Below are 19526 nucleotides of genomic sequence, written 5' to 3' on the forward strand. Positions count from 1 at the left end.
GCGCGCGGCGATCCCGCGCGCAGCGGGCGTCGGTCACAGCACCGTCGGGAGACACGCATGATTCTTGTCAAGACGGAGACCGGCCAGCAGGTCCTCAAGGACCGCTCGGTCCCGCTGTCGCCGCGGCAGCGCACCGCTTTCATCCTGTTCGACGGCAAGCGTTCGGTCGACGACGTGATCGCGGCTGGCGCGGGCATCGCGCGCGAGGACATCGACCAGATGGTCGCGCTGGGCCTGCTGAGCCCGCTGGGCGGCGCTGTCGCGGACGCGCCGGCGGCGGCGGGCTCCACCGAGGGCGCGCCCAAGGCCGGTTCCGGCCGCAGCAGCCAGCAGCGCTACACGGACGCCTATCCCATCGCCACGCGGCTCACGGCCAGCCTCGGGCTCAAGGGCGTGCGGCTCAACCTGCAGGTGGAGGGGGCCGGGGGCTACGAGGACCTCGTGGCGCTGGCGCCGAAGATCCGCGCGGCGGTCGGGGCGGAGAAGGCCGAACCGCTGGACCGGGCGCTCTACGACTGAATCTGGGCGGTCATCCGGGTCGCTCGAGCGCCCGATTTGGCGTTTCGCCAAAGATATGGCTACAATAGCCGGCTTTGCCTTGCCACACTGCGCCGACGCTGCGGGTGGCTTCAACCCCTTCTTCCGGGCAAAAAGCGGAAGAAGAAACCCACAAGGAGTGCCATGCGTCACTACGAAATCATTCTGCTGATCCACCCGGATCAAAGCGAGCAAGTTCCGGCCATGCTGGAGCGTTACAAGGGCCTGATCACGACCGGCGGCGGCAAGATCCACCGCGTCGAGGACTGGGGCCGTCGTCAACTGGCTTACCAGATCAACAAGCTCAACAAGGCGCACTACCTGTGCGTCAACATCGAAGCCGAACAGGCCGTGATGAGCGAACTGGAACACGCCTTCAAGTTCAACGACGCCGTGCTGCGCCACCTGACCGTTCAGAAGAAGAAGGCCGACACCGGTCCTTCGTCGATGATGAAGACGGTCGAGCGCGAAGAAGCCCGCAAGGCTCAACAGGCCGAATACGCCGCCGCCAACAACAACAACTGATGTCGGCGTGAGTGCTGCCGCTGCGGCAACCGGGGTCAACCAGCTTCTGCTGTCCGCCCATGTTGCCGAACTCGGTGCCTTGCGATTCACCCCGGCCGGTTTGCCCGCCATCGACCTGAAGCTCGAACACGAGTCGACCCTTCAGGTGGCGGGACAGTCCAGGCAGGTGAAGACGGCCCTCAAGGCCGTTGCGTTCGGCGCCATCGCCGAGCGGCTCGCAAAGCAGTCGATGGGAAGTCTCTGGCGATTCCAGGGGTTCCTCTCGACACCGGCCAACGGCAAGCTTCCGGTCCTGCACATCCAGGATTTTCAGCAAGATTAATTTTCGACAAGAGGTCCCACAATGGCCACGTTCAAGAAATTCAACAAAGACAAGCGCCCGAAGCGCAACACCCAGTCGCTGCTGTTCAAGCGCAAGCGTTTCTGCCGCTTCACCGTCGCTGGCGTCGAGGAAATCGACTACAAGGACATCGACACGCTGCGTGACTTCATCAGCGAAAACGGCAAGATCATCCCGGCCCGCCTGACCGGCACCCGCGCGATCTACCAGCGTCAGCTCAACACCGCGATCAAGCGTGCCCGCTTCCTCGCCATGGTCCCGTACAGCGACCAGCACCGCGTCTAAGAAGGAGACACAGCATGCAAGTCATTCTTCTGGACAAGGTCGTCAACCTCGGCACCCTCGGTGAAATCGTCAAGGTCAAGGACGGTTACGCCCGCAACTTCCTGATCCCGTCGGGCCGCGCCCGCCGCGCCACCGCCGCCAACAAGGCCGAGTTCGAAGCCAAGCGCGCCGAACTCGAAAAGGCAGCCGCTGCCAAGCTGGCAGAGTCGCAAGCCCAGGGCGAAAAGCTCGGCGGCACGACCGTCAAGCTGACGCAGAAGGCTGGCGTCGACGGCCGCCTGTTCGGCTCGGTCACCAACAGCGACATCGCTGAAGAACTGGGCAAGCAAGGCTACAAGGTCGCGAAGTCGCAGGTTCGCCTGCCGAACGGCCCGATCAAGACCGTCGGCGACACCACCGTCAGCGTCTCGCTGCACACCGACGTGGTGGTCGACATCAACGTGACGGTCTACGGCGAAACCGCCTGATCGTTCCGGCGCGTCCTAGATGCGCTGCCAGAAGCCGCCTTCGGGCGGCTTTTGTTTTTTGTGCCTGCCGGCGGAAGTTGTCCCGCCCGCTGCACCGGAAGTTCACCTGTTATTCACAACCTTGTCCACGTGACGCCGCGGGGTGCGCGGGCTAGCATGGAGGGTTGCAAGGAAGCCCATGGCCGCCGTCTTCTCCTACGCCGACAACGATCCCTCCGACCGCCAGGTCGCGCAGCTGCGTATTCCGCCGCACTCGATCGAGGCCGAATCGAGCGTGCTGGGCGGCTTGCTGCTCGACAACACGGCCTGGGACCGCATGGGCGACCTGCTGGTCGACGGCGATTTTTACCGCCATGAGCACAAGCTGATCTTTGCCGCCATCGGCGGCCTGATCAACGGCAGCAAGCCTGCCGACGTGATCACGGTCTACGAGCAGCTGCAGACGCTCGGCAAGGCCGACGAGAGCGGCGGGCTGGTCTACCTGAACTCGCTCGCGCAGTACGTGCCGAGCGCGAGCAACATCCGCCGCTACGCCGAGATCGTTCGCGAGCGCTCGATCCTGCGCAAGCTGGTCTCGGCCAGCGACGAGATCGCGACCAACGCCTTCAACCCGCAGGGCAAGACGGTCGACAAGATCCTCGACGAGGCCGAGCAGAAGATCTTCAACATCGGCGAGGAAGGCACGCGGATGAAGCAGGGCTTCCAGAGCATGGATGCCCTGGTGGTCGAGCTGCTGGACCGCGTGACCGAGATGGCCGACAACCCGAACGACATCACGGGTGTTCGCACCGGCTTCTACGAGTTCGACAAGATGACCTCGGGCCTGCAGCCTGGCGACATGATCGTGCTGGCCGCGCGTCCGTCGATGGGGAAGACCTCGCTGGCGATCAACATCGCCGAGCACGTGGCGCTCAACGAGGGGCTGCCGGTGGCGGTGTTCTCGATGGAAATGGGTGCCTCCCAGCTCGCGGTGCGTATCGTCGGCTCGATCGGCCGCATCGACCAGGGCCACCTGCGCACCGGCAAGCTCACCGACGAGGAATGGCCGCGCCTGACCGAGGCCATCGAGAAGCTGCGCACCGTGTCGCTGCACATCGACGAGACCCCGGGCCTGTCGACCAGCGAACTGCGCGCCAATGCGCGCCGGCTGGCACGCCAGTACGGCCGCCTCGGCCTGATCGTGGTCGACTACCTGCAGCTGATGTCGACCAGCATGTCGGGCGACGAGAACCGGGCCACGGCCGTGGGCGAAATCTCGCGCGGCCTGAAGATGCTGGCCAAGGAGCTCAAGTGCCCGGTGATCGCGCTGTCGCAGCTCAGCCGCGGCGTCGAGAGCCGTACCGACAAGCGCCCCATGATGAGCGACCTGCGCGAATCGGGTGCCATCGAGCAGGACGCGGACATCATCATGTTCATCTACCGCGACGACTACTACAACAAGGAGTCGAAGGAGCCGGGCGTGGCCGAGGTGATCATCAGCAAGCACCGGAACGGCCCGACGGGCACCGTCAAGCTGGCCTTCCTGAAGCCCCTCACCAAGTTCGAGAACATGGCGATGGGCAGCGACGACTTTTGAGTTAGCGCTTTCAGCGCGGCTCGGTGGAGCGCGCGAGCGCCACGCCCGCATCGGGCGCGGTAGGTACACCCTCGGGCCAGCTCTTCTGCAGCCGCTTGGCCTCGGCGGCCTCGGTCTTCACTTGCCGCAGCATGTCCGCCATGGTCTTGCCGGGCTCGTCGCGAAAGCGCTCCGCCAGCACCTCGACCGCGTCGATGCGGTCGATGCGAAAGCCGCGGAAGTCCTCGCGCAGCTCGCACCAGGTCGACAGCGTCCAGACCTTGCCCCAGTAGAAGCAGCCCAGCGGTCGCACCGTGCGCTCGCTGGGCTCGCCCGCCACGTCGCGGTAGACCAGGTGCAGCTTGTGGTGCGACTGCACCGCTTCGCGCAGCGTCTGCAGCCGTTCGCGCAGCAGGTCGCTGAGCCCCAGCGCGGGCGCGTAGAGCGCGAGCGCCTCGGCCGACACGCGTGCCGAGGGCGGCAGCACCGAGAGGATCTTGCCCAGCCCGGTCTCGATGTCGCGCGCCATCGCCGGGTCGACCCAGCTTTGCGCGAGCCGGGCCGCGGCCACCAGCGCCGAGGCCTCGTCCTGGGTGAACATCAGCGGCGGCAGTTCGAAACCCGCGCCGAGCCGGTAGCCCACGCCGGCCTCGCCCTCGATCGGTACGCCCTGGTGCTGCAGGTCGGCGATGTCGCGGTAGACCGTGCGCTCCGAGACCTCGAGCCGCTCGGCCAGGAAGGCGGCCGTGGTCAGGCGCCGGCCGCGGATCAGCTGGACGATCTGGAACAGGCGATCGGCGCGGCGCATCAGCGCGTTCCCGCCAGCTTCTTCGCGAAGTCTTCGACGAAGTAGCGCTTGCCGCGCTGCACCACGGTGTGGCCCTCGGCCTCGAGCCGGGACATCTGCGCCTCGATGCCGCCGGGGTAGTTCGCATTGAGTTCGCCGCCGCTCTTGAGCGTGCGCCACCAGGGCACGGCGGCATCGCGCGCCGTGCCCTTGCTGCCGGCCGATTCCTCCACCGCGTGGGCCACCATGCGCGCGAAGATCGCTGTCGTCACGGTGCAGCCGATGCTGGCCTGGTGCCGCGCCGCGATGTCCTCGCCGATGCCGAAGACCGTGGCGAGCCGCCCTTCGGGCACATCGCGCATCGCCGCCTCGACCTCGGCCGGGGAGGGCGTGGCGATGGTGCCTTCACCGCGCCGCGCGCGCAGCGCGTCGGGGATCGGCTTGACGCTCGGCAGGTGAGGGTAGCTGGCCAGTCGGTCGCGCCAGCGCTTCGGGGGGCTCATGAAACTCCGATGTGGATCGCCACCTTGTCCGGCCCGTCGTAGGCTTCGAAATCGCTGCGGTAGCGGCGCGCGATGTCCGGGTGCGCCTCGAAATACTGCCAGATGCGCTGCCAGGTGGCGATCACCATCTGCGGCATCTCGCCCTGGTCGTCGAAGACCAGGTAGTCGCCGGCCTCGATGGCCACGCTGTCCGCACCGCCCGAGACGGCCACGCCCACCGTCACGTCGAAGGGGCCGTGGGCATCGGATTCATAGGCGGCGTAGACGCCGAAGATGCGCGTGTCGCCCGTGCGATGCGGCGTGGCTTCGTAGGTCTGCTCGCCGAAGAAGCGCCCCCACAGCGCGCCGATGCGGGCGGTCGCGGGGTCGTTCTCTTCGCGGTTGGTGGTGCGGACCGTGAGGCCTGCGACCGCGAAGGCGTCGTGATGTAGTCGCACGGGTTCCATGGGAATCTTCTCCTGCGGAGGTGTTCGGGTTGTCTGGTTCAAAGCGCCAGTGTCTTCAAGTCGGCCTTCATGCGGCGCGCGATCAAGGCCATGTCGGCGTCGCCGATGTCGAACAGGCCGAAGCGGAACTTGTAGCCCCATTGCTTTGGGTTCTCGATGAAGGCGAGGCGCTCGATCATCGGTGCGATCGGTGTCTCGTGCGCGACGGCATAGCGCACGTCGCGACGCCAGGGCACGAAGCCGCCACCCATGTCGAATTCGTAGACCTCGCCAGGCTGCACGATGCCGATCGACACGAAGCTCTGCAGCCTGTCGGTGCCGCCGAACACCGTGGCCGGCGAATAGTAGGCCACGCGGTCGCCCGCGGCGACCCGCCGGAGCGGGCCCGGTTTGCCGTGGCAGGTCTGCATGAAGCCCTGCGGTCGGTGGTCGCGTCCGCGCCGGGCATGCTCGGCGCTCGCGACTGCAATCCAGTTGCGCTGCGGCATGGCGCTTCAGGCGAGGGCGTGCAGGCCGACTTCGTTGCCTTCGGTGTCGCGCAAATGGGCGATGAAGCCCATGCCGGGCGGTAGCGCCGACTTGGGCGCCACGATCTGCCCGCCGGCCGCCTCGATGCGCGACAGCACGGCGTCGATGCTGGGTGCGCAGTCGAGGTAGATGCGGATGCCGGTGCCCGCCTTCGCCGCGCCCTTCGCGCCGGCTTGCAAGGCGCCGCCGGTCGCGGGATCGTCGTAGGGGAACACGGCCAGCGGGTCGCCGCCGAGGGTCTCGCGGCGCAGCTTGCGGCCGAGCACGGTTTCGTAGAAGGCCTGGGCACGGTCCAGGTCGGCGACGGGGATCTCGAACCAGCTGATGGTCTTGGACATGAAGGGCTCTCTTTCGTTGGTGATGAAGAGCCTCGATGGTGCGGACCGGCTCCTGACAACGTCTTGTCAGGAGCCTGTCATCGCGCGACGAAGAAAAGCCCGCGCTGCTCCGGGGAGCGGGCGCGGGCTTGGGGCCGACGAGGCGGTGTCTTAGAGCACGTCGCTCGCGAAATCGGCCAGTCGCGAGCGTTCGCCGCGCGCCAGCGTGATGTGCCCGCCGTGCGGCCAGCCCTTGAACTTGTCGACCGCGAAGGTCAGGCCCGAGGAGCCTTCGGTGAGGTAGGGCGTGTCGATCTGCGCGAGGTTGCCCATGCAGATGATCTTGGTGCCCGGACCCGCGCGCGTGATCAGCGTCTTCATCTGCTTGGGCGTGAGGTTCTGCGCCTCGTCGATGATCACGTACTTGTTGAGGAAGGTGCGCCCGCGCATGAAGTTCATGCTCTTGACCTTGATGCGGCTGCGGATCAGCTCGTTGGTGGCGGCGCGCCCCCATTCGCCAGCACCACCGCCGTCGCCCTTGGCGAGGAACTCGAGGTTGTCGTCGAGCGCGCCCATCCAGGGGCCCATCTTCTCTTCCTCGGTGCCGGGCAGGAAGCCGATGTCTTCACCGACGCTCACCGTGGCGCGGGTCATGATGATCTCGGTGTAGCGGCGATCGTCGAGCACCTGCGTGAGGCCCGAGGCCAGCGCCATCAGCGTCTTGCCGGTGCCGGCCGTGCCGGTCAGCGTGACGAAGTCGATCTCCGGGTCCATCAGCAGGTTCATCGCGAAGTTCTGCTCGCGGTTGCGCGTGTTCACGCCCCACACCGCGTTCTTGCCCGAGCTGTAGTCCTTGAGCGTCTTGAGCACCGCGGTCTTCTCGCGGATCTCGGTGACGCGCGCATACATGCTCGGCTCGCCAGGCGCCTCGAAGAACACGAACTGGTTGATGTAGAGGTTGGGCACGATCGGGCCGCTGATGCGGTAGAAGGTGCTGCTGCCGCTCTGCCAGCTCTCCACCGTCTTGCTCTGGCGGGTCCAGAAGTCGGGCGGCAGGGCGAGCGAGCCCGAATAGAGCAGGTCGCCGTCTTCCAGCGTCTTGTCGTTCTGGTAGTCCTCGGCGTCCAGGCCCAACGCGCGCGCCTTGACGCGCATGTTGATGTCCTTCGACACCAGCACCACCTCGCGCCTGGCGCGGTCGGGCGCTTCCTTGGCGTAGAGGTCGCGCAGCGCATGCACCACGCCGAGGATCTGGTTGTCGGCCTTGCCCTGCGGCAGGCTCAGCGGCAGCGCGTAGTCGAGCGGCTCGGTCTGGAAGAACAGCTTGCCGCCGGCCTCGCGATGGCCGGTGGTGTCGAGCTTCAGGCCCTTGGCGATGTCGGCGTCCTGCGCAGCGGCCAGGGCATCGAGCGTGCGGCTGGTCTGGCGGCCATTGCGCGCGACCTCGGTCGTGCCCTTCTTGTGGCCGTCGAGCTCCTCGAGCACGATCATCGGCAGGTAGATGTCGTGTTCCTCGAAGCGGAACAGGCACATCGGATCGTGCAGCAGCACGTTGGTGTCGAGCACGAAGAGCTTGGCGGGGCCGCTCGAGCGGCTGCGCTTGGGCTTCGGTGCCGGCTGCGGCGCTGGCGCCTCGGCACGCGGGGCTTCGGCCGGCGCCGAACGGGTCAGGGCCTGCTGCTGCTGCTGTGGCGCCGGGGTGGGCGCGGGTGTCGAGCGGGGCTTGCGGCGGGGGCGGGCGGCCGGTGCCGGCGGGGCTTCGAGGCCACCACCGGGGACTTCGGCCGAATGCCGGTCGAACAGTTCCAGCGCTTGCGGTCCGCTCGGCGCCTCGGTGTCGGCGCGTGCATCGCCGGACCGGCGGGACCCCCTGTGCGAAGAACGGGCGGGCGCGTCAATCGCGTCCGGAGAAAGCAGTGCGGCACGTTTCGTGGGGGCGGGGGGCAATGGCATGTGTCAGGTCGCTCGCAAAAAGGTGGGAACCAGAAAACGAAAAAGCCGCCTGAAGACCCAGGCGGCTTTGTTCGGAGGATGCGGTCGTGGAGCTCAACAGCATGCGGCCATTATGCACACCGCCTCTGGGGCGTCAGGACCACTTTACGCCGTTCGTTGGACATTCCCCACGCGAAAGCGCAATTGCGCACGCCTGACACGCGGGTGAAACCTTCGACCGGGCGGACTCGGTGGCTCAGGCCGGCTTCTTCAGGGTCTTGACGGCCTTGAGGACTTCGTCGACGTGGCCCGGCACCTTGAGGCCGCGCCATTCGGCCTTCAGGATGCCGTCGGCGCCGATCAGGAAGGTGCTGCGCTCGATGCCCTTGACCTTCTTGCCGTACATGATCTTGTTCTTGACCACGCCGAACATGTGGCACATCTTCTCTTCCGTGTCGGCGATCAGTTCGAACGGCAGCTCGAGCTTGGCCTTGAATTCGTCGTGCGACTTCATGTTGTCGCGCGAGACGCCGAACACCGTGGCGCCGGCTTTTTCGAAGTCCTTGTAGCGATCGCGGAATTGCATGGCTTCGGTCGTGCACCCCGGAGTGTTATCTTTCGGGTAAAAATACAGGACCAGGACATGGCCGAGGTGCGAAGTATTCGAAACCTTGAGGCCACCGGTGGCGTTGGCGTCGAATTCGGGAATGGGTTTGTTGACAACGATCGCCATGAAACTTGTTTTCTCCGTTTGTTTCCACTGCCCGAGCCTGCCTGTGTCGAGCTGAAGCGCCTTTCGGTGCCGCTCGCCAAAATCTCGGGTCCTCGGTTGATGGAAGATTGGTCGTTGCTAACTCTGGGTGCCCGGTGGCCCCCAAAAGGAGCGCGCCAGGCGGTTCGCAACCCGAGATTTTACCCCGAAAACCCCTCTCTCAGCCACCCTGGGGCCGCTCGACCAGCAGGGCCGCGACCACGTGCCGGCCTTCGCCGGCCAGGATGTTGTAGGTGCGGCAGGCCGCGGGGGTGTCCATGGTCTCCACGCCGGTGCGCTGGGCCATCAGGGGTTTGAGCCACGCGGGCTGCGGGAAGCGGATGCGCGCGCCGCTGCCGAAAATGACCAGTTCGGCGCCCAGCGCGGCCAGCTGGGCGAAGTGCTCGGGACCCAGGTCCTCGAAGCGGCTGCAGTTCCATTCGAAGCGCTCGCCGCGCGAGCCGACGACCACGCTGCCCTCGACCTTTTCGTTGTTGATGGCGACCCAGCCCGGGCCGTGCGCGGTGAGGGTCTGGGTGTCGGATTTGTCGGGCTGGAGCTTCATCGGGGCACTGGGAACTGTGGTCAAATTATAGGTTTTCCCTAGTGACACGAGGCTCGCCAGGGCCTTTGCGGGCCGCGCGGCGATCCACGCAGTCTTCACACTTTCTTGCATGAACCGCGCCCGGGAGGGCCCTTTGAAGCAGCTCAAGAAATCGGCCAAGCTGGCCAACGTGCTCTATGACATTCGCGGTCCGATCATGGACGCGGCGAAGCAGATGGAGGAGGACGGCCAGAAGATCATCAAGCTCAACATCGGCAATCTCGCCGTGTTCGGCTTCGATGCGCCCGAGGAAATCCAGCAGGACATGATCCGCAACCTGCCCACCTCGGCCGGTTACTCGGACAGCAAGGGCGTCTTCGCCGCGCGCAAGGCGGTGATGCACGAGACGCAGAAGCAGGGCATCGCGGGCGTGACCCTCGACGACATCTACCTGGGCAACGGCGCCAGCGAGCTGATCGCCATGTCCACCAATGCGCTGCTCAACGATGGCGACGAGCTGCTGCTGCCGGCTCCCGACTATCCGCTGTGGACCGCCTCCACGAGCCTGTCGGGCGGCACGCCGGTGCACTACCTGTGCGACGAGGACAACGGCTGGATGCCCAATCTGGCGGACATACGCGCCAAGATCACGCCGCGCACCAAGGGCATCGTGGTCATCAACCCGAACAACCCGACCGGCGCGCTCTATTCCGACGCGCTGCTCAAGAGCATCGTCGAGATCGCGCGCGAACACGGCCTCGTGATCTTCGCCGACGAGGTCTACGACAAGGTGCTCTACGACGACGTGAAGCACACGGCGATCGCCAGCTTGTCGAGCGACGTGCTCACGCTGACCTTCAATTCGCTGTCCAAGAGCTACCGCTCCTGCGGCTACCGCGCCGGCTGGCTCGTGGTGTCGGGCGACAAGCGCGCCGCGCGCGACTACATCGAGGGCCTGAACATGCTCTCGAACATGCGGCTGTGCGCCAACGTGCCCGGCCAGTGGGCGATCCAGACCGCGCTCGGCGGCTACCAGAGCATCAACGAGCTGGTGGGCGAGGGCGGCCGTCTGCGCCGCCAGCGCGACCTGGCCTACGAGCTGATCACCGCGATCCCCGGCGTGAGCTGCGTCAAGCCCAGCGCCGCGCTCTACATGTTCCCGAAGCTCGATCCGAAGGTCTACCCGATCGAGGACGACCGCCAGTTCTTCCTCGAGCTGCTGAAGGAAACCCGCGTGATGCTGGTGCAGGGCACCGGCTTCAACTGGGCCACGCCCGACCACTTCCGGATCGTGTTCCTGCCCCACGAGGACGACCTGCGCGAGGCCATCAACCGCATCGCGAAGTTCCTGGAGCAGTACCGCCTGCGCCGCAAGACGGAGTCATGAAAGCCGCCTGCGCCGCCGCGGCCCTGTCGCTTGCCGCGTTGTCCGCCTCGGCCGCCGGGCCTGCCGCCAAGGCGCCGGTGTCCTTCACGCACAACGACTGGGAACTGGCCTGCGACAACACGCGCACCTGCCGCGCGGCCGGCTACCAGTCCGAAACCGGCGCCAACGAGCCGGTGTCGATGCGCATCACGCGTCCCGCCGGGCCGGGCACCGCGCTCGAGATCGACCTGCAGATCGGCACCGAGGACGTCAAGGGCCCGCTGCGGCTGACGGTCGGCAAGGCCGTGGTGCCGGGCCTGAAGAACGATGCCCTGAGCCTCGATGCCGCCCAGATCCGCGCCGTGCTTCCCGAGCTGCTCAAGGCCGACGGCGCCAAGCTCACGGCCGGCGGCGGCCGCGAATGGCAGCTCTCGCTCTCGGGCCTGAATGCCGTGCTGCTCAAGATGGACGAGGCCCAGGGCCGCATCGACACCCCCGGCGCGCTGGTGCGCCCCGGCGGCAAGGCCGAATCGACGGTGCCGGCGGCCGTGCCCGCGCCCGTCGTGCGCGCGGTCCAGCCCGCGAAGCCGAAGCCCGGCGACGACGCCCTGGCCGCGCGCATCTTCCCCTCGCTCGACCTCAAGAAGGCCATCGAGTACTGCAACAACAGCGAGAAGGTCGACCCGAAGTCGCTCGAGGTGCATCGCCTCACCGGCACCAGGGTGCTGTTGTCGCTGGGCTGCGGCATGGGGGCCTACAACTACTCCAGCCTGCAATGGCTCGCCAACGACAAGCCGCCCTATGCGCCGGTCGCGCTCGAGGCCAACGGCGAGTACGACGACAAGGACGCCAGCATCACTTCCAGCTTCAAGGGCCGCGGCATCGGCGACTGCTGGTCCAGCGAGACCTGGCATTTCGACGGCCAGGGCTTCGTGCGCACGGCCGCCGAGAGCGACCAGATGTGCCGCGGCTTCGCCGGTGGCGCCTGGTCGCTGCCGCGCTACGTCAGCCGCGTCGTGAGCGCCGCGCCGTCCACCACCCCATCCAAACCATGAACGCGACTCTCCCCATGAAACCCATCCAAGTAGGCCTGCTCGGCGCAGGAACGGTCGGCAGCGGCACCTTCAAGGTGCTCCAGCGCAACCAGGAGGAAATCAAGCGCCGCGCCGGCCGCGGCATCGAGATCACCATGGTGGCCGACCTCGACACCGCGCGCGCCCGCGAAGTGGCCGGCGACGGCGTCAAGGTGGTCGGCGACGCGCGCGAGGTCATCGCCAACCCCGACATCGACATCGTGATCGAGCTGATCGGCGGCTACGGCATCGCCAAGCAACTCGTGCTCGAGGCCATCGCGGCCGGCAAGCACGTGGTCACGGCCAACAAGGCGCTGCTCGCGGTGCACGGCACCGAGATCTTCGCGGCCGCGCATGCCAAGGGCGTGATGGTGGCCTTCGAGGCCGCGGTGGCCGGCGGCATCCCGATCATCAAGGCGCTGCGCGAAGGCCTCACGGCCAACAGCATCCAGTGGCTGGCCGGCATCATCAACGGCACCACCAACTTCATCCTGTCCGAGATGCGCGACAAGGGCCTGGACTTCGCGACCGTGCTCAAGGAGGCGCAGCGCCTGGGCTACGCCGAAGCCGATCCCACCTTCGACATCGAGGGCGTCGACGCCGGCCACAAGGTCACGCTGATGAGCGCGCTGGCCTTCGGCATCCCGGTGCAGTTCGACAAGGCCCACATCGAGGGCATCACCAAGCTGGCCGCGCAGGACATCAAGTACGCCGAGCAGCTCGGCTACCGCATCAAGCTGCTGGGCGTCACCAAGCGCACCGCCAAGGGCATCGAGCTGCGCGTGCATCCCTCGCTGGTGCCGAGCAAGCGCCTGCTGGCCAACGTCGAGGGCGCGATGAACGCCGTGGTGGTGCATGGCGACGCCGTCGGCACCACGCTCTACTACGGCAAGGGCGCGGGCAGCGAGCCCACCGCCAGCGCGGTGATCGCCGACCTGGTCGACATCACGCGCCTGCACACGGCCGATGCCGCGCACCGCGTGCCGCACCTGGCCTTCCATCCCGATGCGCTGAGCGACCTGCAGGTGCTGCCGATGGCCGAGGTGGTCACCAGCTACTACCTGCGCCTGCGCGTGGCCGACCAGGCCGGCGTGCTGGCCAAGGTCACGGGCCTGCTCGCGACCGCCGGCATCAGCATCGACGCCGTGCTGCAGCGCGAAGCCGACGAGGTCGGCGGCGAGGGCTCGACCCAGACCGACCTGATCATCCTCACGCACGACGCGCGCGAAGGCACGGTCGACGAAGTCATGGCCGAGCTGCAGGCGCTGCCGACCGTGCTCGAGCCCATCGTGCGCATCCGCAAGGAAGAGTTGAAGTGAACTACCTGAGCACCCGCGGCCATCCCGACCGCAAGCGCTTCTGCGAAATCCTGCTCGAGGGCCTCGCGCCCGACGGCGGCCTCTACCTGCCCGAGCGCTATCCGCAGGTCGATGCCGCCACGCTCGCGAAGTGGCGTTCGCTGTCCTATGCCGAGCTGGCCTTCGAGATCCTGTCGCTCTACATCGACGACATCCCGCCGGCCGACCTGAAGGCGCTCTGCGCGAAGACCTACACCGCCGAGGTCTTCGGCTCCGAGGAGATCGTGCCGCTGCGCGAGCTCGAGGACGGCGTCTACCTCGAAGCCCTGTCCAACGGCCCCACGCTGGCCTTCAAGGACATGGCGATGCAGCTGCTGGGCAACCTGTTCGAGTACGAACTGGCCCGCCGCGGCGCCGAGCTCAACATCCTGGGCGCCACCAGCGGCGACACCGGCAGCGCGGCCGAGTACGCGATGCGCGGCAAGAAGGGCGTGCGCGTCTTCATGACCTCGCCCGACGGCCGCATGAGCCCGTTCCAGCAGGCGCAGATGTTCAGCCTGCAGGACGAGAACATCCACAACATCGCCATCACGGGCGTGTTCGACGACTGCCAGGACATCGTGAAGGCGGTCTCGAACGACCTCGCCTTCAAGCGCAAGTACCGAATCGGCACCGTCAACTCGATCAACTGGGCGCGGCTGCTGGCGCAGGTGGTCTATTACTTCGCCGGCTACTTCCAGGCCACGGCGAATGACGAGCAGCCGGTGAGCTTCACCGTGCCCTCGGGCAACTTCGGCAACATCTGTGCCGGCCACGTGGCGCGCATGATGGGCCTGCCGATCCACACGCTGGTGGCCGCCACCAACGAGAACGACGTGCTCGACGAGTTCTTCCGCACCGGCGTCTACCGCGTGCGCGGCGCCGCCGACACGCACGAGACCTCGAGCCCGTCGATGGACATCAGCAAGGCCAGCAACTTCGAGCGCTTCGTGTTCGACCTGGTCGGTCGCGACAGCGGCAAGCTGCGCAGCCTGTTCGTCGACGACCTGGGCCGCCAGGGCTTCTTCGACCTGAGCGCCGATCCCGCCTTCGCGCAGGCCGCGTCGCGCTTCGGCTTCCGCAGCGGCCGCAGCACGCACGCCGACCGCCTCGCGACCATCCGCGACACCGAGAAGCGCTTCGCCACCCTGGTCGACCCGCACACCGCCGACGGCCTCAAGGCCGCGCGCGCGCACCTGGCGCCGGGCGTGCCGATGGTGGTGCTCGAGACCGCGCTGCCGATCAAGTTCGCGGCCACGCTGGTCGAGGCCCTGGGCGAGGAGCCCGCGCGGCCCGCGAAGTTCGAGGGCATCGAGGCACTGCCCAAGCGCGTGGTCAAGCTGCCGGCCGATGCCGAAGCGGTGAAGGCCTACATCGCGGAACACTGCGACTGAGCAAGCGAAAAGAAGGGGTGGCCGGGCGGCCGCCCCGGTCGGCAAATCAAAGCTATCCCCTGAATAGCATCGGAGACATCGGATGAAAGTGGTCGGCTTCGCCGGTTACTCGGGCGCCGGCAAGACCACGCTGGTCGAGCGGCTGATTCCCGTGCTTAAGCGCGCCGGACTGCGCGTCTCGGTGGTCAAGCACGCGCACCACAAGTTCGACATCGACCATCCGGGCAAGGACACCTGGCGTCACCGCGAGGCCGGCGCCTTCGAGGTGGTGGTCGCCTCCGACCGGCGGCTGGCGCTGATGCGCGAGTTCGAGACGCCGGTCGACCTCGAGGTGCACCAGCTGATCGCCGAGCTCTACAGCGGCGCCGACTGGGTGCTGGTCGAGGGCTTCCGCCACAGCGACCTGCTCAAGATCGAGGTCTGGCGCCCGTCCGGCGAGGGCGAGGATCCGCGGCCCTCGCTCTATCCCGAGGATCCCTTCGTCGTCGCGATCGCCGCCAACGCCAGCCTGTCGGTCCTGACCGAGCGGCCCGTGTTCGACCTCGACGACGCCGAGGCCATCGCGCGCTGGCTGATCGACAGCGGCGAGCGCTTCGACTACAACCCCGAGCACCATGGCTGACTCTCCCGCTGTTCCCTTCGCCGCCTCCTCGCGCCGGCCGCCGCTGCTGCCGCTCGACGACGCGATCGCTCAACTGCTCGCCAAGGCCCGGCCGGCACTGCCGTCCGAGCTGGTGAGCACCTTCGATGCCGATGGCCGCGTGCTGGCCGCGGACCTCGTGGCCGGCCTCACCGTGCCGCCACGCGACAACAGCGCGATGGACGGCTACGCGCTGCGCGTGACCGATTGCGCCTCGCCCGGCGCGCTGCTGAAGGTGGCGCAGCGCATTCCCGCCGGCACCGTCGGCACGCCGCTCTTGCCCGGCACCGCGGCGCGGATCTTCACGGGCGCGCAGATTCCCGAGGGCGCCGACGCGGTCGTGATGCAGGAAGACACCGCCGCCATCGCGGAGGAGGGCGGCCTGGGCAGCGTGCGCATCGAGATCGTGCCCGCGGCCGGCCAGTGGATCCGCCGCGCCGGCGAGGACGTGGCGGCCGGCGACGTGGTGCTGCGCAAGGGCGAGCGCCTCACGCCCGCCGCGCTGGGGCTGGCGGCCAGCATCGGCTTCGACCGGTTGCCGGTGGCGCGCAAGCCGCGCGTGGCGCTGCTGTCCACCGGCGACGAGCTCGTGATGCCCGGCGAGGTCGCGCCCGAGGCGATGAAGCCCGGCGCGATCTACAACTCCAACCGCTTCTTCATGCGCGCGCTGCTGCACCGGCTGGGCTGCGAGGTCCACGACCTCGGCATCGTGCCCGACCGGCGCGAGGCCACCATCGAGGCGCTGCGCGAGGCGGCCGATCACAACGACTTGATCATCACCACCGGCGGCGTGTCGGTCGGCGAGGAGGACCACATCCGTGCCGCGCTGCAGGCGCTCGGCGAGATCGAGCTCTGGTCGCTCTCGATGAAGCCCGGCAAGCCCTTTGCCTACGGCTCGATCCCGCGCTCGGGCCAGGGCGACGCGCAGGGCCACTGCCATGTCACCGGGCTGCCCGGCAACCCGGTATCGAGCTTCCTGACCTTCCTGATGCTGGTGCGGCCCTTCCTGCTGACCCTGCAGGGCGCCAGCCGCGTCACGCCCGAGCCGGTGCGCATGCGCGCCGACTTCGACTGGCCGCGCGCCGACAAGCGCCGCGAGTTCCTGCGCGCGCGCCGCAATGCCCAGGGCGGGCTCGACCTGTTCGGCAACCAGAGCTCGGGCGTGCTGACCTCGATGGTCTGGGGCGACGGGCTGGTCGACAACCCCTCGGGCCAGACCATCCGGGCCGGCGATCCGGTCGAATTCATTCCCCTCGCAGCCCTGCTGTCCTGACGCGCATGAAGGTCCATCTCCGTTATTTCGCCTCGGTGCGCGAAGCGCTCGGCAAGAGCGACGAAACCATCGACACCGGGGTGCCCACGCTGGCCGCGTTGCGCGACGAACTGATCGCGCGCGGCGGCGCCTACGCCACGGTGCTCGCGCGCGGCCGCGCGCTGCGCATGGCGCTCGACCACACCATGAGCGACGAGGCCGCGGCCCCGCACGAAGGCTGCGAGGTCGCGTTCTTCCCGCCCGTCACGGGCGGCTGAGGGCCGCGTCCAGCGCCACCAGGCGCTCGCGCAGCGCGTCCGAGGCGCGCGTCATCGGCGAGCGCAGCTCGTCGCGCAGCGCGCCCTGGTGCGCCAGCAGGGCCTTCAGCGGGCCCGGATTGGCTTCCGCGAACAGGCCCTCGACCAGCGGCTGCAGCGGCTGCCACAGCGCGCGCGCCTCGGCCAGCCGGCCCTCGCGCAGCAGCGCGATCAGCCGCACGAAGCGCGCCGTCTGCACGTGGCCGCTGGCCGCGATCGCGCCCACGCCGCCCTCGGCCACGGTGCCGAAGATCTGGCCGTCCTCGCCCGCGAGCACCTGCAGCCGGCCATCGGCGATCACGGCGCGGGTCTTGCCCGCGTCGCCGCCGCAGTCCTTGATGCCGCGGATGCGCGGGTTGGCGGCCAGCGCCAGCAGCGTGTCGCGCGCGATCGTGGCGCCGGTGCGGTAGGGGATGTCGTAGATCAGCAGCGGCGCGGCGCTGGCCTCGGCGATGGCGCCGAACCATTCGAGCAGGCCGGCCTGCGAGGGCCGGATGTAATGCGGCGCCGGCACCAGCAGGCCCGCGAGCGGGCGCTGCGCGAGCCGGCGCACCCAGGCCGTGGTCTTGCCCAGGTGGTAGCCCGAGAGGCCCATGATCAGCGGCAGGCCGCCCGCGGCCTCGGCCACCGTGTCGAGCGCGGCGAGCTGCTCGGCCTCGTCGAGCGCCGCGGCCTCGCCGGTGGAGCCGCAGACCACGAAGCCGGCCACGCCATCGGCGGCCAGGCGGCGCGTGAGCGCGGCCAGCGCCGCATGGTCGAGCGCGCCGTCGCGAAACGGGGTCACGAGGGGAATCCACAGGCCCGAGAAATCGGGAACGGCAGTGGCGGAGGAGGAATGGTTGGCGGGCACGCGGGCGTCCTTTCGATGATCGACCGATGGAAGGAACCATCGTCCGATGCGCGCGCAACCCATGCGGGGCCAGTGCCTGTGCCGGTTCCGTCGCTCATCCGACGACGGAACCGAAGCTCCGGTCAGACGAGCTTTGGTTTTTTGGCTTTGCCGCCCAGGCGCGCGCCGTTCGTGCCTTCGGTCGAAGGTGCGGGCGAACGTGCGGTCAGGGCGAGCATGGGGCTGGAGTTTAGCCGCGAGCGCCGCGGTGCCACAATTTGCACATGGCATTTCCGCAACGCGTCACCATCCAGACGGCCGATTTCGATCTCGGCGCCGAAGTCGCCGCCCTGCGCGCGAGCGACGCGCGCATCGGCGCCGTCTGCAGCTTCATCGGCACCGTACGCGACCGCAACGACGGCACCGATGTCGCGTCGATGGAGCTCGAACACTACCCGGGCATGACGGAGAAATCGATCGAAGCCATGATCGACGAAGCACACGAGCGCTTCGACATCCTCGGCGTGCGCGTGATCCACCGCGTGGGCCTGCTGCAGCCGCTCGCGCAGATCATGATGGTGGCGGTGGCCTCGGCGCACCGCGGCGAGAGCTTCCAGGCCTGCGAGTTCCTGATGGACTACCTCAAGACCCAGGCGCCGTTTTGGAAGAAGGAGCAGACGCCCGAGGGCGCCCGCTGGGTCGATGCGCGCGTCGCGGACGACGCGGCGCTCGCGCGCTGGGGCATCAGCGCGTCGAACGCCTGAGCTCGCTCAGAGCGGCTTGAAGCCGCTCGACTGGATGATCCGCTCCCAGGTCTGCGTGTAGCTGCGCACGCGGCCCGCGAACTGGCCCTGCGGCTCGTAGCCGACCGTCAGGCCCAGCGTGGTGAGCTTCTGCTTCACGTCGGGCATGGCCAGCACCTTCTGCAGCGCCTCGCCGTACTTGTCGATGATCGGCTGCGGCGTGCCCACGGGCGCGAAGATGCCGTAGTAGGGCAGGTCCTCGAGGTTCGCGAAGCCCAGCTCGGTGAAGGTCGGCACGTTGGGCAGCAGCGCCTGGCGCTTGGCGCCGATCGAGGCCACGATGCGCAGCTTGCCGGCCTTGTGGTTCTCGATGAAGTCGGGCACCGAGGCGATGCCGGCCGTGATCTGGTTGCCCAGCATGTCGGCCGTCATCGGCGCGCTGCCGCGGTAGGGCGCGGGCTGCACGTCGATCTTGTACTTGTCCGAGATCATCTTCACCAGGAACTCGGGGATCGAGGCCGGCGCCGGGATGCCGATGGTCTCCTTGCCGCCCTTCTGCGTGCGCACCCACTTGACGTACTCGTCGATGCTCCTGGCCGGCGTGCCGCCCGACACCGCGAGCACGTTGGCGAAGGTCGCGAAGCCGGCCACGGGCACGAAGTCGGTGGCGGGATTGAAGCCCGGATTCTTGACCACCTGCGGCAGGATCGAGATCGTGTGGTCGTGCGTGAGGAACAGCGTGTGGCCGTCGGCCGGCGAGGACTTCAGCACCTGCGCGGCGATCTGGCCGCCCGCGCCCGCGCGGTTCTCGACCACCACCGGCGCGCCGAGCTCGTCCTTGAGCTTCTCGCCCAGCGTGCGCGCGATCGCGTCGGTGCCGGCGCCGGCCGGGAAGCCGACCAGGATGCGGATCGGCGTGCCGCTCTGGGCCTGTGCCAGCCCGGCCATGCCCAGGGCAGCCGCGAGGAGGCCCACGCCGAGCGCGCGGCGCACCGGTTGGACGCGCTGCATTGAAAAAACCATGATCGACTCCATTCGAGAAGAGAGAAATGCCTACG

Annotated in this window: 24 protein-coding genes; 14 read left to right on the plus strand and 10 right to left on the minus strand. The window is 68.0% G+C overall.

Annotated features, from left to right (window positions below):
- Positions 1-57: 57 nt before the first annotated feature.
- The 6 genes from AC07RM_RS18825 (at position 58) to dnaB (ending at position 3730) form a co-directional block, all read left to right on the plus strand.
- Positions 58-519, plus strand: coding sequence for a hypothetical protein (locus tag AC07RM_RS18825; protein ID WP_495335480.1), 462 nt, complete (start codon positions 58-60; stop codon positions 517-519).
- Between the two features lie 162 nt (positions 520-681).
- Entirely contained in the window at positions 682-1062 is a 381-nt protein-coding gene (gene rpsF / locus AC07RM_RS18830; RefSeq protein WP_057595983.1) for a 30S ribosomal protein S6, read from the plus strand.
- A 7-nt stretch (positions 1063-1069) separates the two neighbouring features.
- The gene (gene priB / locus AC07RM_RS18835; RefSeq protein WP_093342982.1) at positions 1070-1384 is read left to right on the plus strand and encodes a primosomal replication protein N; all 315 of its coding nucleotides are present in this window, start codon (positions 1070-1072) and stop codon (positions 1382-1384) included.
- Between the two features lie 21 nt (positions 1385-1405).
- Entirely contained in the window at positions 1406-1687 is a 282-nt protein-coding gene (gene rpsR / locus AC07RM_RS18840) for a 30S ribosomal protein S18 (protein WP_007830781.1), read from the plus strand.
- A 14-nt stretch (positions 1688-1701) separates the two neighbouring features.
- The gene (gene rplI, locus AC07RM_RS18845; RefSeq protein ID WP_093342980.1) at positions 1702-2154 is read left to right on the plus strand and encodes a 50S ribosomal protein L9; all 453 of its coding nucleotides are present in this window, start codon (positions 1702-1704) and stop codon (positions 2152-2154) included.
- 178 nt (positions 2155-2332) lie between these two features.
- A complete protein-coding gene (dnaB, locus tag AC07RM_RS18850; RefSeq protein WP_093342979.1) occupies positions 2333-3730 on the plus strand; it encodes a replicative DNA helicase in 1398 nt (465 codons plus the stop codon).
- A 10-nt stretch (positions 3731-3740) separates the two neighbouring features.
- Here the strand turns inward: dnaB and AC07RM_RS18855 are convergent, their stop codons facing one another.
- The 8 genes from AC07RM_RS18855 to AC07RM_RS18890 all read right to left on the minus strand — a co-directional run bounded on the left by AC07RM_RS18855 (position 3741) and on the right by AC07RM_RS18890 (position 9538).
- On the minus strand, positions 3741-4517 hold the full coding sequence (locus tag AC07RM_RS18855) for a helix-turn-helix transcriptional regulator (protein ID WP_296778050.1): 777 nt from the start codon (positions 4515-4517) through the stop codon (positions 3741-3743).
- On the minus strand, positions 4517-4999 hold the full coding sequence (locus AC07RM_RS18860) for an MGMT family protein (RefSeq protein ID WP_431512264.1): 483 nt from the start codon (positions 4997-4999) through the stop codon (positions 4517-4519). The genes AC07RM_RS18855 and AC07RM_RS18860 overlap by 1 nt, the downstream gene beginning before the upstream one ends.
- The gene (locus tag AC07RM_RS18865; RefSeq protein ID WP_495335481.1) at positions 4996-5445 is read right to left on the minus strand and encodes a GyrI-like domain-containing protein; all 450 of its coding nucleotides are present in this window, start codon (positions 5443-5445) and stop codon (positions 4996-4998) included. The genes AC07RM_RS18860 and AC07RM_RS18865 overlap by 4 nt, the downstream gene beginning before the upstream one ends.
- Before the next feature lie 38 nt (positions 5446-5483).
- On the minus strand, positions 5484-5933 hold the full coding sequence (locus tag AC07RM_RS18870) for an EVE domain-containing protein (RefSeq protein WP_495335482.1): 450 nt from the start codon (positions 5931-5933) through the stop codon (positions 5484-5486).
- A gap of 6 nt (positions 5934-5939) precedes the next feature.
- Complete coding sequence (locus AC07RM_RS18875; RefSeq protein ID WP_208511180.1) at positions 5940-6311, minus strand: VOC family protein; 372 nt, start codon at positions 6309-6311, stop codon at positions 5940-5942.
- Between the two features lie 150 nt (positions 6312-6461).
- Positions 6462-8243 (minus strand): PhoH family protein, encoded by a 1782-nt coding sequence (locus tag AC07RM_RS18880; RefSeq protein ID WP_495335483.1) that lies wholly within the window; start codon positions 8241-8243, stop codon positions 6462-6464.
- A 235-nt stretch (positions 8244-8478) separates the two neighbouring features.
- Positions 8479-8955 (minus strand): peroxiredoxin, encoded by a 477-nt coding sequence (locus AC07RM_RS18885; RefSeq protein ID WP_057595862.1) that lies wholly within the window; start codon positions 8953-8955, stop codon positions 8479-8481.
- 199 nt (positions 8956-9154) lie between these two features.
- The gene (locus AC07RM_RS18890) at positions 9155-9538 is read right to left on the minus strand and encodes an Mth938-like domain-containing protein (protein ID WP_093342966.1); all 384 of its coding nucleotides are present in this window, start codon (positions 9536-9538) and stop codon (positions 9155-9157) included.
- Between the two features lie 133 nt (positions 9539-9671).
- Here AC07RM_RS18890 and AC07RM_RS18895 point away from each other — a divergent pair, with 133 nt between their 5' ends.
- The 7 genes from AC07RM_RS18895 (at position 9672) to AC07RM_RS18925 (ending at position 16857) form a co-directional block, all read left to right on the plus strand.
- Entirely contained in the window at positions 9672-10904 is a 1233-nt protein-coding gene (locus AC07RM_RS18895) for a pyridoxal phosphate-dependent aminotransferase (protein WP_093342965.1), read from the plus strand.
- Complete coding sequence (locus AC07RM_RS18900; RefSeq protein WP_495335484.1) at positions 10901-11938, plus strand: DUF1176 domain-containing protein; 1038 nt, start codon at positions 10901-10903, stop codon at positions 11936-11938. The genes AC07RM_RS18895 and AC07RM_RS18900 overlap by 4 nt, the downstream gene beginning before the upstream one ends.
- A gap of 14 nt (positions 11939-11952) precedes the next feature.
- A complete protein-coding gene (locus AC07RM_RS18905) occupies positions 11953-13275 on the plus strand; it encodes a homoserine dehydrogenase (RefSeq protein ID WP_057595858.1) in 1323 nt (440 codons plus the stop codon).
- Complete coding sequence (thrC, locus tag AC07RM_RS18910; protein ID WP_431512269.1) at positions 13272-14687, plus strand: threonine synthase; 1416 nt, start codon at positions 13272-13274, stop codon at positions 14685-14687. The genes AC07RM_RS18905 and thrC overlap by 4 nt, the downstream gene beginning before the upstream one ends.
- Positions 14688-14769: 82 nt before the next feature.
- Entirely contained in the window at positions 14770-15309 is a 540-nt protein-coding gene (gene mobB / locus AC07RM_RS18915) for a molybdopterin-guanine dinucleotide biosynthesis protein B (RefSeq protein WP_495335485.1), read from the plus strand.
- Positions 15302-16600, plus strand: a complete 1299-nt coding sequence (locus AC07RM_RS18920; protein WP_495335486.1) for a molybdopterin molybdotransferase MoeA — start codon at positions 15302-15304, stop codon at positions 16598-16600. Before mobB ends, AC07RM_RS18920 begins: the two co-directional genes overlap by 8 nt.
- Before the next feature lie 5 nt (positions 16601-16605).
- Positions 16606-16857 (plus strand): MoaD/ThiS family protein, encoded by a 252-nt coding sequence (locus tag AC07RM_RS18925; protein WP_495335487.1) that lies wholly within the window; start codon positions 16606-16608, stop codon positions 16855-16857.
- On the opposite strand, the gene AC07RM_RS18930 is transcribed toward AC07RM_RS18925, so the two are convergent.
- Complete coding sequence (locus AC07RM_RS18930) at positions 16844-17746, minus strand: 4-hydroxy-tetrahydrodipicolinate synthase family protein (RefSeq protein WP_495335488.1); 903 nt, start codon at positions 17744-17746, stop codon at positions 16844-16846. The two genes, AC07RM_RS18925 and AC07RM_RS18930, sit on opposite strands and share 14 nt — an antisense overlap.
- 263 nt (positions 17747-18009) lie before the next feature.
- Here AC07RM_RS18930 and AC07RM_RS18935 point away from each other — a divergent pair, with 263 nt between their 5' ends.
- Positions 18010-18489, plus strand: coding sequence for a molybdenum cofactor biosynthesis protein MoaE (locus AC07RM_RS18935; protein ID WP_296778021.1), 480 nt, complete (start codon positions 18010-18012; stop codon positions 18487-18489).
- A 6-nt stretch (positions 18490-18495) separates the two neighbouring features.
- Here AC07RM_RS18935 and AC07RM_RS18940 read toward each other — a convergent pair whose 3' ends face one another.
- Positions 18496-19491, minus strand: coding sequence for a Bug family tripartite tricarboxylate transporter substrate binding protein (locus AC07RM_RS18940; protein WP_495335489.1), 996 nt, complete (start codon positions 19489-19491; stop codon positions 18496-18498).
- Between the last annotated feature and the right edge of the window lie 35 nt (positions 19492-19526).

The sequence above is a fragment of the Variovorax sp. GW821-FHT09B05 genome (assembly GCF_059418265.1).

Bases quoted from the DNA above. Each gene is read 5' to 3' on its own strand.
- AC07RM_RS18825 (WP_495335480.1), top strand. From the start codon at position 58: ATGATTCTTGTCAAGACGGAGACCGGCCAGCAGGTCCTCAAGGACCGC.
- AC07RM_RS18900 (WP_495335484.1), top strand. From the start codon at position 10,901: ATGAAAGCCGCCTGCGCCGCCGCGGCCCTGTCGCTTGCCGCGTTGTCC.
- mobB (WP_495335485.1), top strand. From the start codon at position 14,770: ATGAAAGTGGTCGGCTTCGCCGGTTACTCGGGCGCCGGCAAGACCACG.
- AC07RM_RS18860 (WP_431512264.1), bottom strand. From the start codon at position 4,999: ATGAGCCCCCCGAAGCGCTGGCGCGACCGACTGGCCAGCTACCCTCAC.
- AC07RM_RS18925 (WP_495335487.1), top strand. From the start codon at position 16,606: ATGAAGGTCCATCTCCGTTATTTCGCCTCGGTGCGCGAAGCGCTCGGC.
- rpsR (WP_007830781.1), top strand. From the start codon at position 1,406: ATGGCCACGTTCAAGAAATTCAACAAAGACAAGCGCCCGAAGCGCAAC.
- AC07RM_RS18870 (WP_495335482.1), bottom strand. From the start codon at position 5,933: ATGCCGCAGCGCAACTGGATTGCAGTCGCGAGCGCCGAGCATGCCCGG.
- dnaB (WP_093342979.1), top strand. From the start codon at position 2,333: ATGGCCGCCGTCTTCTCCTACGCCGACAACGATCCCTCCGACCGCCAG.
- AC07RM_RS18855 (WP_296778050.1), bottom strand. From the start codon at position 4,517: ATGCGCCGCGCCGATCGCCTGTTCCAGATCGTCCAGCTGATCCGCGGC.
- AC07RM_RS18940 (WP_495335489.1), bottom strand. From the start codon at position 19,491: ATGGTTTTTTCAATGCAGCGCGTCCAACCGGTGCGCCGCGCGCTCGGC.
- AC07RM_RS18935 (WP_296778021.1), top strand. From the start codon at position 18,010: ATGGCATTTCCGCAACGCGTCACCATCCAGACGGCCGATTTCGATCTC.
- AC07RM_RS18890 (WP_093342966.1), bottom strand. From the start codon at position 9,538: ATGAAGCTCCAGCCCGACAAATCCGACACCCAGACCCTCACCGCGCAC.
- AC07RM_RS18905 (WP_057595858.1), top strand. From the start codon at position 11,953: ATGAAACCCATCCAAGTAGGCCTGCTCGGCGCAGGAACGGTCGGCAGC.
- rplI (WP_093342980.1), top strand. From the start codon at position 1,702: ATGCAAGTCATTCTTCTGGACAAGGTCGTCAACCTCGGCACCCTCGGT.
- AC07RM_RS18920 (WP_495335486.1), top strand. From the start codon at position 15,302: ATGGCTGACTCTCCCGCTGTTCCCTTCGCCGCCTCCTCGCGCCGGCCG.
- AC07RM_RS18875 (WP_208511180.1), bottom strand. From the start codon at position 6,311: ATGTCCAAGACCATCAGCTGGTTCGAGATCCCCGTCGCCGACCTGGAC.
- rpsF (WP_057595983.1), top strand. From the start codon at position 682: ATGCGTCACTACGAAATCATTCTGCTGATCCACCCGGATCAAAGCGAG.
- AC07RM_RS18885 (WP_057595862.1), bottom strand. From the start codon at position 8,955: ATGGCGATCGTTGTCAACAAACCCATTCCCGAATTCGACGCCAACGCC.
- AC07RM_RS18865 (WP_495335481.1), bottom strand. From the start codon at position 5,445: ATGGAACCCGTGCGACTACATCACGACGCCTTCGCGGTCGCAGGCCTC.
- AC07RM_RS18880 (WP_495335483.1), bottom strand. From the start codon at position 8,243: ATGCCATTGCCCCCCGCCCCCACGAAACGTGCCGCACTGCTTTCTCCG.